Origin of the sequence: Cypionkella sp., from assembly GCF_030652235.1 — a bacterium.
Taxonomy (GTDB): domain Bacteria; phylum Pseudomonadota; class Alphaproteobacteria; order Rhodobacterales; family Rhodobacteraceae; genus Cypionkella.
The window spans coordinates 102,466-115,733 of sequence record NZ_JAUSBA010000051.1; the positions used below are offsets into that span (position 1 = coordinate 102,466).

Annotated in this window: 11 protein-coding genes, 1 tRNA gene and 1 pseudogene; 6 read left to right on the forward strand and 7 right to left on the reverse strand. The window is 57.4% G+C overall.

Going from position 1 to position 13,268, the window contains the following annotated elements; translation table 11 throughout:
* Positions 1 to 258: 258 nt before the first annotated feature.
* The 4 genes and pseudogenes from Q7V03_RS18345 to kdsA all read left to right on the forward strand — a co-directional run.
* Positions 259 to 690, forward strand: a pseudogene (locus tag Q7V03_RS18345) (ABC transporter ATP-binding protein); the annotation flags it as partial.
* Positions 691 to 721: 31 nt separating this feature from the next.
* A complete protein-coding gene (locus Q7V03_RS23950) occupies positions 722 to 769 on the forward strand; it encodes a hypothetical protein (RefSeq protein ID WP_370651168.1) in 48 nt (15 codons plus the stop codon).
* A 126-nt stretch (positions 770 to 895) separates the two neighbouring features.
* Entirely contained in the window at positions 896 to 2,611 is a 1,716-nt protein-coding gene (locus Q7V03_RS18350) for a capsule biosynthesis protein (RefSeq protein WP_304927040.1), read from the forward strand.
* Positions 2,612 to 2,622: 11 nt separating this feature from the next.
* Positions 2,623 to 3,453 carry a 3-deoxy-8-phosphooctulonate synthase gene (kdsA, locus tag Q7V03_RS18355; protein WP_304927102.1) on the forward strand — a complete coding sequence of 277 codons (831 nt, stop codon included), beginning with the start codon at positions 2,623 to 2,625 and terminating at the stop codon, positions 3,451 to 3,453.
* 207 nt (positions 3,454 to 3,660) lie between these two features.
* Here kdsA and Q7V03_RS18360 read toward each other — a convergent pair whose 3' ends face one another.
* Positions 3,661 to 4,839, reverse strand: a complete 1,179-nt coding sequence (locus tag Q7V03_RS18360; protein WP_304927041.1) for an NAD(P)/FAD-dependent oxidoreductase — start codon at positions 4,837 to 4,839, stop codon at positions 3,661 to 3,663.
* Between the two features lie 101 nt (positions 4,840 to 4,940).
* On the opposite strand from Q7V03_RS18360, the gene Q7V03_RS18365 reads away from it, so the two are divergent.
* A tRNA-Gln gene (locus Q7V03_RS18365) sits at positions 4,941 to 5,015 on the forward strand.
* A 169-nt stretch (positions 5,016 to 5,184) separates the two neighbouring features.
* Here Q7V03_RS18365 and Q7V03_RS18370 read toward each other — a convergent pair.
* From Q7V03_RS18370 to Q7V03_RS18385, 4 genes are all read right to left on the reverse strand, one after another.
* Complete coding sequence (locus tag Q7V03_RS18370) at positions 5,185 to 5,436, reverse strand: hypothetical protein (protein WP_304927042.1); 252 nt, start codon at positions 5,434 to 5,436, stop codon at positions 5,185 to 5,187.
* Positions 5,433 to 5,774, reverse strand: coding sequence for a hypothetical protein (locus tag Q7V03_RS18375; protein ID WP_304927043.1), 342 nt, complete (start codon positions 5,772 to 5,774; stop codon positions 5,433 to 5,435). The genes Q7V03_RS18370 and Q7V03_RS18375 overlap by 4 nt, the downstream gene beginning before the upstream one ends.
* Before the next feature lie 131 nt (positions 5,775 to 5,905).
* A complete protein-coding gene (locus Q7V03_RS18380; protein ID WP_304927044.1) occupies positions 5,906 to 6,181 on the reverse strand; it encodes a hypothetical protein in 276 nt (91 codons plus the stop codon).
* A 343-nt stretch (positions 6,182 to 6,524) separates the two neighbouring features.
* Complete coding sequence (locus tag Q7V03_RS18385; RefSeq protein WP_304927045.1) at positions 6,525 to 7,346, reverse strand: hypothetical protein; 822 nt, start codon at positions 7,344 to 7,346, stop codon at positions 6,525 to 6,527.
* 234 nt (positions 7,347 to 7,580) lie between these two features.
* Between Q7V03_RS18385 and Q7V03_RS18390 the strand changes: the two genes are divergently transcribed.
* Complete coding sequence (locus tag Q7V03_RS18390; protein WP_304927046.1) at positions 7,581 to 9,254, forward strand: AIPR family protein; 1,674 nt, start codon at positions 7,581 to 7,583, stop codon at positions 9,252 to 9,254.
* A 36-nt stretch (positions 9,255 to 9,290) separates the two neighbouring features.
* Here Q7V03_RS18390 and Q7V03_RS18395 read toward each other — a convergent pair whose 3' ends face one another.
* Complete coding sequence (locus Q7V03_RS18395; RefSeq protein WP_304927047.1) at positions 9,291 to 11,648, reverse strand: phage tail tape measure protein; 2,358 nt, start codon at positions 11,646 to 11,648, stop codon at positions 9,291 to 9,293.
* Positions 11,649 to 11,659: 11 nt separating this feature from the next.
* Positions 11,660 to 13,267 carry a terminase large subunit gene (locus tag Q7V03_RS18400; RefSeq protein WP_304927048.1) on the reverse strand — a complete coding sequence of 536 codons (1,608 nt, stop codon included), beginning with the start codon at positions 13,265 to 13,267 and terminating at the stop codon, positions 11,660 to 11,662.
* Between the last annotated feature and the right edge of the window lies 1 nt (position 13,268).

Genomic DNA, 13,268 nt, shown 5'->3' on the forward strand with positions numbered 1-13,268 from the left:
CCCGCACCGCACCCCAATCCGCCCGCATCACACCACGCATCACATCCGCGTGCGCGCAGACAATTTCCCCCACCAATACCGCCCCACCTTGCGCCATTGTCCATGGATGCGACATAATGATGCCTCAAAGCCGGATTAGACCCGTAGTAGGCTCTTGCGCGTCACCAAGAACCAAGCGTTAACACTTCTTCGGTAAGGCTGGGGGCGCTGGCCGATACCGATGTGCACAGACAGGAGGCAGACCCGTCACGGGCAGCCATGATCGCGTTTGAGAATGTCAGCAAGTCCTTCTGGACAGGGAAGTCGCGCAAGGTGATCCTTGATCGCGCCTCTTTCACCGTTGAGGTCGGCAATTCTCTGGGCATCCTCGCCAAAAACGGCACCGGCAAAACCACCATCATCAACATGATGGCCGGGCTAGAGAAACCCGATGAGGGCAAGGTCATCCGCACCTCGCGGATCTCTTTCCCGCTCGGCTTCATGGGCGGCATCCTGTCGAAACACACCGCGACTGAAAACGCCCGCTACATCGCGCGACTTTACGGCCTCGACCCCGATTATGTCGAAAGCTTCTGCCGCTGGCTGTCAAACATCGACGAATATTTTGACCAACCGATCGGCAAATATTCCTCGGGCATGCGCTCGCGCTTCTCTTTTGCTTTGATGCTGGCGTTAGAGTTTGACATTTACCTGATCGACGAAGGCATGCCGTCTTCCACTGATGTTGAATTCAACCGCAAAGCGGGTCAGGTGCTGCGCCAGCGCTTGAAAAACGCCACCGTGGTGGTGGTGTCGCACCAGCCCTCGACACTGGAGAAATTCTGCCGCTCGGCCGCGGTATTGCGCAATGGCCAGTTGTATATGTTTGAAACTTTAGAAGAGGCGAAGCGGCTTTATGACTACCAAACTTAGTGTTCAGCGCTTCCGCACCCGTCGCCCCGATCCGGTTCAGGCCCCCGCGCCGCTGCCGCTGCCGCTGACCGTGGCTGCCACCAAAGCGGCCCCATCGAAAGCCGCGCAGCCAACTGCCGCAAAACCCGCGGCTCCGGCGCAACCCCGCGTCGGGGATCGCGCCTTCTTTCCCACCGAAGAAGACGATGGCTTCGCGGGCATGACCTTCCCCACCGCCAACAAACCTGTCACCAAAAGTCCCCCCGAAGATATCGACACCATCCGGCAAGAATCCCTGACGGGTCGGCAGTTGCGCATGGCCCGGCGGCTTGCGCAAAAACACGGCCTGCCCGCCACTTCGGATTTTGACGCGGTGCGGCTCTTGCGCAACGCAGGCATCGACCCGTTCCAAGCCAATTCGGTGCTGGAACTGGTGTCCTCCAGCGACGGTCCGCCGGTGCCGCCCTCAGGTTCACGCGCGCTGATCCTGACCCCCGGCGGCGATGGCATCCAACTGCCGCAAACCATCAAACCGGTCCAGCTGCCCTCGACCGAAGAACAGATGGAACGGGCGCATTTTGCCGAAGTTGGCAGAATCCAGCGCGATATCGTCGCCCGCCGCCGCAAGAAATCCCTGCTGCTGGCGGCGCGTTTGTTCGTGTTTGTCGGCCTGCCCACCATTCTTGCGGCGATCTATTACTATACCATCGCCACGCCGATGTATGCCTCGCACAGCGAATTCGTCATTCAGCAAAACGATGCGGCTCCCTCTGGCATCAGCTCGATGCTGAAAGGCTCGGCGATGGCAACCTCGCAGGATTCGATTGCGGCCCAAGGCTATCTGCAAAGCCAGGACGCAATGGTGCGGCTGGATCAAGACATCGGCTTTCGCAATCAGTTCTCAGCCCCCAGCATCGACCCGCTGCAGCGGCTTGATGTCAACGCCACGCAATCGGCGACCTACAAGGCTTACAAGAAGTTTGTGAAAATTTCCTACGATCCGACCGAAGGGTTGATCAAGATGGATGTGATCACCCCAGATCCCGAACTGTCAGTACAATACTCCAAAGCCTTGATCGGTTACGCCGAAGAACGCGCCGATCAACTGACGGCACAGGTGCGCGACGATCAGATGCTGGGCTCGCGAGAAAGCAATGATGAGGCCGAGGCCAAGTTGGCCGAGGCCAATGAGCGTGTTGTCGCCTTGCAGGAGAAAAACAAAATCCTGTCGTCTGAGGTCGAGGTCAGCCTGATCAGCGCGCAGATTGGCCAGCTTGACACCCAGCTGACCACCGAAAAGCTGTCGCTGGCGCAAATGGAAGCGAACGCCAATCCGAACCAAGCCCGGATGGAGCCTGTGAAGCGCCGCATCGCGACGCTGGAAGATCAGACCGCACAGTTGCGCGCCAAACTGACAGAGAATGACGCCAACGGCCAGTCGCTGGCACGCGTGCAATCTGAACTGCTGGTGGCGCAAGCCGAGGTGGCGATGCGTCAGCTGTTGCTGTCGCAATCGGTGCAAGCGATGGAACTGGCGCGCAATGAGGCCAATCGGCAGACCCGCTATCTGTCGGTCTCGGTCAACCCGGTTGCCGCCGATGAGGCCGCCTATCCGCGTGCCTTCGAGTCCACTTTGGTGGTGATGCTGATCCTGATCGGGATTTATCTGATGATCACCATGACCATCGCTATTCTGTATGAACAGGTGACCTCGGGATGATGCACAACGCAATGAAACAGGTCGCCATAGGCGGTCTTCGTATCGGCAATGATCTGCCCCTGCTGGTGATCGCGGGGCCCTGTCAGCTGGAAAGTCTGGACCATGCCCAGATGATCGCTGGCGTTATGGCCGAGGCCTGTGCGGCTGTCGGCGCGCAATATGTCTTCAAGGCCAGCTATGACAAAGCCAACCGCACCTCGCTGTCGGGCCGCCGTGGCATGGGCATGGCCGCCGGGCTCAAGGTGCTGGAAGCCGTGCGCGGCTCTGGCATCCCGGTGCTGACCGACATTCACGACATCGCACAGGCGCGCGAAGCCGCGCAGGTGGTTGATGTCATCCAAATCCCAGCTTTCCTGTGCCGTCAGACCGATCTGCTGCTGGCCGCAGGCAAGACCGGGGCGGTGGTGAACGTCAAAAAGGGCCAGTTTCTGGCCCCGTGGGACATGGCCAATGTCGCCGAAAAACTCGCCTCGACGGGCAATGAACGCATCCTGCTGACCGAGCGCGGGGCGAGCTTTGGCTACAACACCCTTGTCACCGACATGCGCAGCCTGCCGATCATGGCGCGCACCGGCTATCCGGTGATCATGGATGCCACCCATTCGGTGCAGCAACCCGGCGGGCTTGGTGGTTCCAGCGGCGGCCAACGCGAATTTGCGCCGGTGATGGCCCGCGCCGCAGTGTCGTTGGGGATCGCGGGGGTGTTTATTGAGACGCATGAAGCACCGGATACCGCACCCTCCGATGGGCCGAACATGATCCCTCTGGATCAGATGGCCGCCTTGATCACCAGCCTGATGGCGTTTGACCGCTTGGCGAAGGCCGATCCCCTGCACGTTTGAAGTGTTGCTGGTTGATTGATCAGCAGCGGGGGCCAGCCCCCTAGCCTGTTTTTTCTCGCAGAAAATACAGGCCTACCCCCGGGATATTTGCGCACAGAGGAGGACCATTTCAGACAGATTCTAGGGAAAGTGTTAAAAATCCCTTAAAGGCACCCAGTCATATCATTGATATAAAACAACAATAAAAGGTCCCGAGTTGGGACCACCTTAGGCCACCTGCCCCGCAGCCCAGCCCGATGACCACGCCCATTGAAAATTATACCCGCCAAGCCACCCCGTCACATCCACCACTTCGCCGATAAAAAACAAGCCCGGCACGGACCGCGCCATCATCGTCCGCCCATCCAGCCCATCGGTATCTACGCCCCCCAAAGTTACCTCTGCCGTCCGATAGCCCTCTGATCCCACAGGCCGCAGCCGCCAGTCCCGCAGCATTCCCGCCACCCGCTCCAACTCACCCCGCCCCAACTCCGCCATCGGCGCGGTGATCGCCAGACTGGCCTCGATATGCCGCGCCAACTTCTCGGGCACGATCCGCCCCAGCACCGTCCTCAGCGCCAGCTTGCCCTGCTCTCGCTTGGCCTGCCCCAACTCCGCCGTCACATCCCGTCCGGGGGCCAGATCCAACCGCACCTCATCGCCCTCACGCCAATAGCTCGACGCCTGCAACACCGCAGGCCCCGAGAGCCCGCGATGGGTAAACAGCACCGCCTCATCAAAGCCGGTCTTCCCCGCCGAGACCCGCCCCTGCACCGCCACACCGGCCAGCGGCACCATCCAATCCAACTCCTGCGCCGCGAAAGTCAGCGGCACCAAACCGGGCCGGGTTTCCACCAAAGCCAGTCCAAAACTCTCTGCCACCTGGTAGCCGAACCCGCTCGCGCCCATCTTCGGAATAGACTTGCCCCCGGTCGCCACCACCACTGACGCCGCCCGCACCACCCCCCGCGCGGTCTCGACCTCAAACCCCGTCGAAGCCTGCCGTACCGCGGTCACGCCACAGCCCAGCCACAGCATCACCCCGGTGTGGGCCATATCGCCCAACAGCATATCCACAACCTGCTTGGCCGAGCCATCACAGAACAGCTGCCCCAAGGTCTTCTCATGCCAAGCAATCCCTGCGCCATCCATCCGCGCGATAAAATCCCACTGGGTGAACCGCTTAAGCGCCGACAAAGCAAAGCGCGGATTCTGCGAGATGAACCGATCCGGCGCGATCCCCAAATTGGTAAAGTTACACCGCCCGCCGCCCGAGATGCGAATCTTCTCACCAGCAGCCTTGGCATGGTCGACCAGCAACACCCGCCGCCCGCGCCTCCCCGCCTCAATGGCCGCGAACATGCCCGCCGCGCCAGCCCCCAAAACGATGACATCAACCTGTTCCATGCCCCCTCATACGCCGCGAGGCCCGCGCCTGACAACCACATGATGATTTTCGCAAAACCCCCTTGCACCCCCCCGATGCCTTCGCTAATAACCGCCGTAGTTGGGGCGTCGCCAAGCGGTAAGGCATCGGTTTTTGGTACCGACATACGGAGGTTCGATCCCTCCCGCCCCAGCCAACTCATTATATTGTGTAAAATCATACGCTTAGCGGACCGTCGGTCGGCGAATGTGTTACAGTCTTGTGTGTGTAACACGCGGGCTTTTCGACTCCACCTCGGACGCATCAAAAAAGCCCGCCACGGCGCGAACCGGGCGGGCTATGGTCGTGTGGTGTTGTGATCGAGGTTAGGCGGCCTCGCCATGCACGTTCACCGTCCGGCGGATCGCTTCATTCGCTGCGTCGATTGCTTGACGCATCTTTACCCGTGCAGCCTTCAAATCGCCCTTGATACGTTCAACTTCGACACGGGCTTGTTCTTCATTGTTAAGCGCAGCAAGTGCCTCACGGCGCTTCCGTTCACGATAACCGCTGATGAACGCCGTCATTGAGGGGCTGAGTGATGTTTCAGCATCTGCAACCTGTTCCATATCCATCATGCTACCACCTGCGCGCCGCCACGGCGTTCGGCCATCAGATCGGCCACCGTGCGATAAATACCTTCACCCGGCTTCCAGAACGTCACCTGCAAAGCGGCATAGCTGTGCGTCTCGTGCATGGCGACAATCGGGCCGATCAGCGACTCGGTGAAGAACTCGATAAGGTGGAAAGCACCAATTTCCGGCTCCACGCTGATCGTAGGGCGCTTCCACATACCGCCGTCTGCCATCGGGTTGCCATGCGCCTCGTGCAGGAAGCTGTTGAACTCCTTCTGGTTCATGCAGATGGTAATTGTGTTGGTTTCTTGTATCATTGGTCGCGCGTTCTCAGTGCCCATAATGGGTTCCTTTTGATTGTCGATGTTTTGAAGTCTTGCTTCCCTAAAGCCTATAGCGGCCGATTCGAGCGTTGCGCTTGGCGGGCGTTCACGTTCCCGTGATGTCCGCAACCGTGATCTGTTTTTTTGCGTCAAGCGGCTTTTGAACGGGCCAAGTCGAACGCGCCATCGGCGTAACCGCGCAGAAAGTTGGTATCTTTACTGACAGCCGGGATGCCAGTCTGTGCGGCCTCAAACCCAGCCTCGTAGGCTTCCAGTTCGGCTTTCAGCGTGTCAGGCCACAAACCACCTACTTCGCCAAGCGTGGTGATCACGTTGTTCTCAAATTCGGGATGGTCACGGTCGAGGCTAACAAGCGCCGCAACAAGCGTGTCAAAACGGTCAGTAGGGATATACTGATCAATCATGGAGTTTCTCACTCTAGTTTTATGGAGGGGATTTGCAGATGGGCGCGACTTGCGGCGCTGCGCCCATCTGCTTGGCACTGGAGAACCAGAGGTGCCTTAATTCCTCTGATAAAATTAATCTAGGTGATCCCGATTCGCAGTGCAAGACATAAAAGAAACTTTTTGTAAACTGTAAAAATGCAAAAGTGTCTTTCGTTATTTACATATTTGGTTATTCGCTAAAATATCAAAGCTACAGTTCGGATAGAAATGAAAAAGGGCGCACCTGAACGGATGCGCCCTATTAGTGGAAAGACGCCTGCAAGCAACTTTCCGATGACAAGAATCTAGGTGATCGAGATTCTCAGTGCAAGGCCGCTTTCGCAGTTTTCACCGACGAATTGCGGTTGGCCGGGGTAGCAGTCGTTATTTGAGCCTTGCGCCGTTCCTCGTAATCATCACGGGCCAGCCGGGTAAGGCTCTGCGAGGTGTAGGTCAGCCGATCGTCATAGAGTTCATTCAGGGTGTAGCGCTTATCCTTGGCGATGTAGCGGTGCCAGCGGTCGCCATCGGTCAGACGCACCAGCTTCACCTGTGTGCTGCCAGCGTGGCCTCTGACGTATCCAGCGCCCTGCCGCAGCGCCTTCTTCACCTTGGCTTCCTGATCAGGTGCAGCGAGAACAACGCCGTGCAGGTGCAGCCGCCCTTCTGGTGACACCTCAAGGTGCAGCGCCATCGGCAGACCGGACAGACCCTGTTCCTTCAAAGCCTCAGTAATGCGCCTAGACAGGTTCCGCATAGGGTTCTCTGAATGGAGTGAGCCGCTTTCCCGCCCGAACGAGAGGTTCAACGAAACCGCTTTGCCGCCCCGTGCCTGTGTGGTCTTGATGGCGGCGCGGAACTTTTCTTCTGGTGACAGCTTCAACCATGCCTTCGGCGTGGTGCTGACTGTTCCTGTGGGTGTGCTGCGTGCTGTGGGTGGTGATGTTACAGGGGGTGCCGTGGGGGTGGCTTGAGGTGTGGTGTGGGTGCCTAACTGGTCAAACACTTCGTTTTGGGTGCTAAGTGCATTGATTTTGCTTACAGAAGTGACTGTTGCAGGGTGGACAAAATTTGCGGGCTGGATGGGGGTGCTTTGCAGGCGGGAAAGCGTGGCAAGAACGGCCTCAAAATCTTCGAGGCTCATGGTGACAGGCACGTTTATGCACTGTGCGGGTTGTGGTGACAGGTCAGGCATCGGTGATCTCGGCTTGCAGGCTTCGAGATGGAGATAAGCGATGGGCGTGGGCGTGCAAGGGGGGTATGGTAAAATTACAACACATTGCCCGGTTGGTGTATGCGAGGTCGTGCTTTGACACACCCCTTGACTCTGTAATCTCACAGTGCCTACTGAATTTTTAAGTATACATGGTAAGGCAGAATGAGAAACATAACTCAACTAGAATATTCTCTAATTCAAAGCAGAGTTGAACTTACCAAAAAACGAAACGGCTTAGAAACGGACTCACGAGCATTTGCTCACGTCATTCTTGAGTCTATGACTGAACATGGCGATGGTGAAATATCACCACATATTACCGATGGCGGCCATGATCGCGGCGCTGATGCAGTATACATTCAGGAGAAAGGCGGTGTGGCGACGATCTCGATCTTTCAGTTCAAATACGCCACAACTATCAGCAGTGCGCAACGGAACTTTCCGGGCGCAGAGATAGACAAAATATGCAGCTTGATTTCTGACATTATGAATAGAGCGAGTGGCCTGATAGCAAGTGTAAACGGAATCTTAGCCCAAAAAATCAATGATATTTGGGGACTGGTTGACGCCGGAACTCATCTTAATTTTAAGATATTTTTATCATCAAACACCAACGGCCTTGCAGATCTTGAGAGAAAAAGATTGAGTGCCTATTGCGCAGATCACCGAATAGTGACATTTGAAGAAATATCGCACTCTGCGGTAATATCAATGATTTCGGCTGATGACAGGATAGCAGAAGCAGGAACGCTTGACTGTATTGACCTGCAAAAATATGAGAGATCAGACGGTGATATAAGGGGTGTAATCGCAAATATAGATGCCGGATCTTTTGTCCGGTTAATCTGTCATGATGATTTGCAGACCATTAAGCGGCACATATTTTATGACAATATACGCGGATTCCTAGGAATTGACGGCGGTTATAACAAGCAAATCGAAGCAAGCGCGCTTGCCGATGACAGCCACCTATTTTGGTATCTCAATAACGGCATTACTATTATAGCTAAGGACTTTTCACATCAGCCAATTCGGGGGTCCAAGATTCATTTGACTGACTTTCAGATTGTGAACGGCGCTCAGACCTCCTATTCACTATTTGAGGCATATAAGGTCGACCCGGTAAAAGTCTCATCGTTGGTGCTTCTTGTCAAAATATTTGCTTCGAGCCGAACGGACGTTGCGAACAGTATTGCCATCGCAACAAATAGCCAAGCACGCATCGGCCCTCGTGATCTGCGTGCAAATGATGCTATCCAGAAGAAAATCGAAGCTGTTTTTCTAAACAGTGGCATACTTTACGAGAGGAAGAAGAATCAGTATTCGTCAAAATCCGATATGGCAGTATTCGATTCGCTAAAATTAGGTCAGGCAATACTTGCCTACCATATTCGTGAGCCGCACAGAGCAAGAACCAGTTCAGATGAAATCTTCTCATCACGCTACTACAACGAAATATTTTCAGACGCTCTCGATGCGAACTACCTTGTTCTGATCGCTAAATTGTTCATTGCAGTTAGTGCAAGTCGTGAGTTCACTATGGAAGCAATAAGAGCGCACGGAACAGTTACTCGTGTTGATGACTTTTCAGCATACAGCCAGTGGCATATGCTGTTCTGTATTTCGCTACTCGCCAGACGTGATCAAATGTTGATCCCGCCGGAGTCTGATTTTCCAAAATATATTGAGGAAGCAAACGCAATTGTCTCAAAGATCGCAATTAGTAATCAATCTTTTTCTTATTACAAGTTTTTTAGATCACCCAAAGCAAAGGAGTTAATCCAAGCCGAAATTGGCTCTGGGTCTGCGCAACTCGCGTTCGATATTTTTAGTTAACCCCGTTCGCTACCCCATTTATACATAGCCTAATCGTCACCCTTTACGGTTCAGCATCGCACCGGGCCGGAACTGGCGACCTATCTCGTCACGCACCACCGCCCGCATAGATAGTTCGGTTTCGCGTGCCACCTGCTTGGCGAGATCGGCATTTTGCTCTGGCGTTCCACCGCTGGCGGTGACTGTCACGGGCGCGTTGATGGTCACGCTGGGGGCGGATACCCCGCCAGACTCGCGCAGAGAGTCACCAGAGGCCCGTGCCGATGCTTTGGCCATACCCACCGCCCCGCCGTCGGCATAGCCCTGTAGCGCGCTCCTATGGAGTCCTTCGAGGTTTGCCACGCCAAGGCGGTTCACGCTGGCCTTGCTGAAAACATACTCGCCACCGTGGACAATTCCCTTCGGCTCATACTTTCCGCCAGCCCCCGTGAAGCCGCCACCCGAAAAGCCCAGCAGTCCGCCGATCCAGCCCATGAACGAACCCGCACCAGCACCTTCAAACATCGCCATCAACTTTTTCTGCGCAGCCACTTTAAGCATCTGCAACAGCAGACCTTTCAGGGCTTCGCCCGCCGTCATGCTGCCATCGGCCATCGACATGAAAATGTCGGTCAAGGCTTGCGCGCCTTTCGCCCCGGCCTGTTCGATCTGTTGCAGCTTGTCGGTGGCGGTTTCGGCGTTCTGGCCTGCGGTCGCGTAGGCAGCCGCAAGCTGATCAATCTGCGCTTCCAGTTCGGGCGTGATCTGCTTTCCGGCCTGTTGCGCTGCGGTCAGCAGTTCGGCTTTCTGGCGGGCGAACTCCAGCGCGTTGCCATACTGTTTGCCACCAGCCGCCACCGCCAGCATCACCACGGCTTCACGCTCCAGCGCCGCCGTTTCTTGCTGAATCGAGGCCAGCGCCTTTGCAAAGTCATCTTGCTTGGCGGCACCACCAGCGCCCCCTCCGGGTTTGGGTGCGTCTGGCACGCCGAAGTCAGGGTCGTTCGGCGCGCGCTTAGGCTTGACGCTGGTTGTCGGTGCCAGCGGCGATGCGGGTTCGGGCGGCAACAGATCACCGCCAGAGGCCAGCGGCGTTCCGCTGTCCATGAGGGCGATGCCAGCGACAGCATCGCGGGCAGCGGCTGCGGCACCGGGCAGAAGGCCGATCCATTCAAGCAGGCTGGAAACCTGCCCGATGACGCCCGCCAGCCGCGCCTGATCAAGTTCACCCATCGCGGTCAGGGTGTCTTGTGCCTCTGTCACCACGTCCTTCAGCTTTTCGGCGTAGGCTTCGCCGCTAATGGTGCCAGCTTCAAATTCCCGCGCAGCATCACCGATGTGCGTGGCGAGGCCAGTGAACGCCTGCGCGGCAGCTTCGTCGCCCAAACCGCGCATCATGTTTGACGCATCGCTCAAAGCCGGAACAAGCAGCCGCGCCTCGGTTGCAAGATCACCATACTCGATCTTGAGGCTTTCGATCTGTTCAAGCGCGTCTTGCGGCACCTCTGGCATATCGGCCAAGCGGTCGCTGGTGCCTTTGCCGACAAGGCGCGCGGTGTCCACCGGGTCAAAGGTCAACTTCGGCGTCTCGCGGTCGATCAGGCCGAAGAAATATCCAGCTTCGACAACGCCTGTGCGCCAAACAGACGCCAGCCGGGTTTCGACTTCGGAAAACTTGGCGTCTAGCTCGCCTGCCTTCTTCACCGCGCCTTCGTCCAGCACCAGCCCCAGATCGCGCGCGCGGGCGATCTGCGCAGAGATGCCGGCTTGCCCCTTGTCCAGCAATTCGACAAAGCGTTCACCCCCGGAACCGCCAAACACTTCGTCGGCAATCCTGATCTGTGCCGCTTTGTCCAGCCCTTCCATGCGCCCGATGATCTCAAGCATCAGCGCGGACGGGTCTTTCAGCTTCTTTTCAAGGTCCACGGCGCTAAAGCCAAGCCGCTTGAACGCATCCGCGCCCGAACCGCTGCCTGTCTGGATAAATTCATCGGCGCGCAAAGACAGTTCCTTGAACCCATCAGTGAGGGCGTCGATGCCGATGCGGTTCTGATCAGCGACAAACTGCCATTCTTGGAAGGCTTCGACGTTCACCCCAGCGCGCTTGGCGGCGTCACCGATCTCGGCCATGCCGCGCACGATCTGGCGGGTGTTAGCAACAGCATCGGCAACACTTAGGGCGGCGATTGCAGGAAGTGCTATCTTCGGCAAGGCGATACCCTTGAACGCCTTCGCCATGCGACCACCAGCCGCCTCGTAGCTTTTCGCCATAGCGTCGGCTGACTTTTTGGCGTTCCGCTGCATATCAGTCGAGAACTTCTTTTGCGCTCCGTTCGCTTTCTTGAGGGCGCGTTCGAGGCCGTCGATGCGTGCCTCAAGAGGGATAACGAGGCCGGGAAGGTTTACGTCGGTCATAGCGGTGTCTCCTAGAATGTGAACAGGTCCGCATCGGCGGCGTTGTAAGCTGATTGGTTGGTTTCGGCTGCGCAGGCGCGCGACACGGCCATAGCGGCGGCGATTGCGCCGTCTATGCGGTCGGTTTTCTTGCCTTTGTGCATCCTGATCAGGCCAGTGTCGTTGCGGCTGGCAACCACGCTGGCGAAGTGATGGCGAAGCACCGGGTGGCCGTCATGCCTGATAAGATGCCCGTTCACGGTGCGCGCAAGGTCGCCAGCCGCTACACCCATCGTCAGAGGTGCTTGGCGCATTTCCACCGTAGGGATGCCGTCATCATAGAGGTGCTGCATGGTGACGCGCGCGAGGTGCGGGTCAAAGGCCACCTCTTGCACGTCAAACCGCCCGCAAAGTTCACGCACACAATCTTCAACCGCGGCGGGTGCAATAATCGGGCCGGGAACCGCGGTGATCAGACCTTCATCACGCCACCGTTCGTATGGCACCCCGTCGCGGTCGCCACGCTCTTTCAGGTCATCACCGGGAACAAAGAACCACGGCTTGACCGTGATCTGCCCGTCATCATGCAGGAAGGCTGCCACCACCGCCGTAAGGTCGCCACTGATAGACATATCAACGCCAATCCAGCACGGCAGCGCCTCAAGGTCGGTCAGGTCGTCGGCAAAGCAGCGGGCGTCGTAGGTGTCGAGGTCAAACAACGGGCTGCGGCTGTGTGCCATCCACAGATTGAGGTTGAACTGTTGGAAGGCGTAGCGGTCAGATGGTCGGCCTTCGGCCTCTTTGGCCGCTGCGCGCAGCCCGCTTAGGCTCGGAAAGCCGTGGATAAGGCCGGGGTTCACCCGCTGCCATACCGCTTCATCCTGCCAATCGTCATCGGGTCCGGCCTCAAAAATGATCGGCAGATATTCCGGGTTGTCGATTTCGCCCAAAGCCACCCGGCGCGCGTAGCTGTATTGCTCTGCCCCTAGGTTTTCAGAACCCCGGCCTGCGGTCGTGGCGATGACGGTCAGACTTTGATCCACCTTCACCATGCCGGATTTCAGGGCTTCCCAGAGGTCGCGGCCTTTCCAGACGTGGATTTCGTCAATCAGGGTGAAGGATGGGGTCTTACCATGCTGCGCGCCGCCGTCGCTGGAAACGGCGATCAGGGTCACGTCCTGCGCTTTCAGCACGATTTTCTTGGCGCTGTTGTGGGCGTCATAGATGCGCGTTGCTGCCACCAGCCGCTTGTCGGCCCGAACGATATTGGCGGCTTCACGAAAGCCGATGCCTGCTTGTTCGCGGTCACTGGCGGCAAAGATCACTTGTCCGGCTGGCACCTTTTCCGGGCCGATGGTGTGCAACAACGCCAGCGCGGCGGCGAGGCTGGTCTTGCGGTTGCCGCGCGGGATCATCAAGAACACGTTGCGCACGATACGGCTGCCATCGGGATGGCGCGGGCCGTAGATGCGCCGCACGATACGTTCTTGCCACGGGAAAAGCTGGAAAGCGCGCTTCGGCAAGGTGCTGTTTGGGTGCTTCAACAGGCGCAAGAAACGCACGGCACGTTCACCGAAGCCGAACGGGTCCGGGATCGGGCTGTTGTCGTAAATCCATGCCGGGTAGGTGCTTGCGGTCATG

Excerpts from the sequence above, each read along its gene's own strand:
- Q7V03_RS18350 (WP_304927040.1), top strand. The coding sequence starts at position 896 with ATGACTACCAAACTTAGTGTTCAGCGCTTCCGCACCCGTCGCCCCGAT.
- kdsA (WP_304927102.1), top strand. The coding sequence starts at position 2,623 with ATGAAACAGGTCGCCATAGGCGGTCTTCGTATCGGCAATGATCTGCCC.
- Q7V03_RS18360 (WP_304927041.1), bottom strand. The coding sequence starts at position 4,839 with ATGGAACAGGTTGATGTCATCGTTTTGGGGGCTGGCGCGGCGGGCATG.
- Q7V03_RS18370 (WP_304927042.1), bottom strand. The coding sequence starts at position 5,436 with ATGATGGATATGGAACAGGTTGCAGATGCTGAAACATCACTCAGCCCC.
- Q7V03_RS18375 (WP_304927043.1), bottom strand. The coding sequence starts at position 5,774 with ATGGGCACTGAGAACGCGCGACCAATGATACAAGAAACCAACACAATT.
- Q7V03_RS18380 (WP_304927044.1), bottom strand. The coding sequence starts at position 6,181 with ATGATTGATCAGTATATCCCTACTGACCGTTTTGACACGCTTGTTGCG.
- Q7V03_RS18385 (WP_304927045.1), bottom strand. The coding sequence starts at position 7,346 with ATGAGCCTCGAAGATTTTGAGGCCGTTCTTGCCACGCTTTCCCGCCTG.
- Q7V03_RS18390 (WP_304927046.1), top strand. The coding sequence starts at position 7,581 with ATGAGAAACATAACTCAACTAGAATATTCTCTAATTCAAAGCAGAGTT.
- Q7V03_RS18395 (WP_304927047.1), bottom strand. The coding sequence starts at position 11,648 with ATGACCGACGTAAACCTTCCCGGCCTCGTTATCCCTCTTGAGGCACGC.
- Q7V03_RS18400 (WP_304927048.1), bottom strand. The coding sequence starts at position 13,267 with ATGACCGCAAGCACCTACCCGGCATGGATTTACGACAACAGCCCGATC.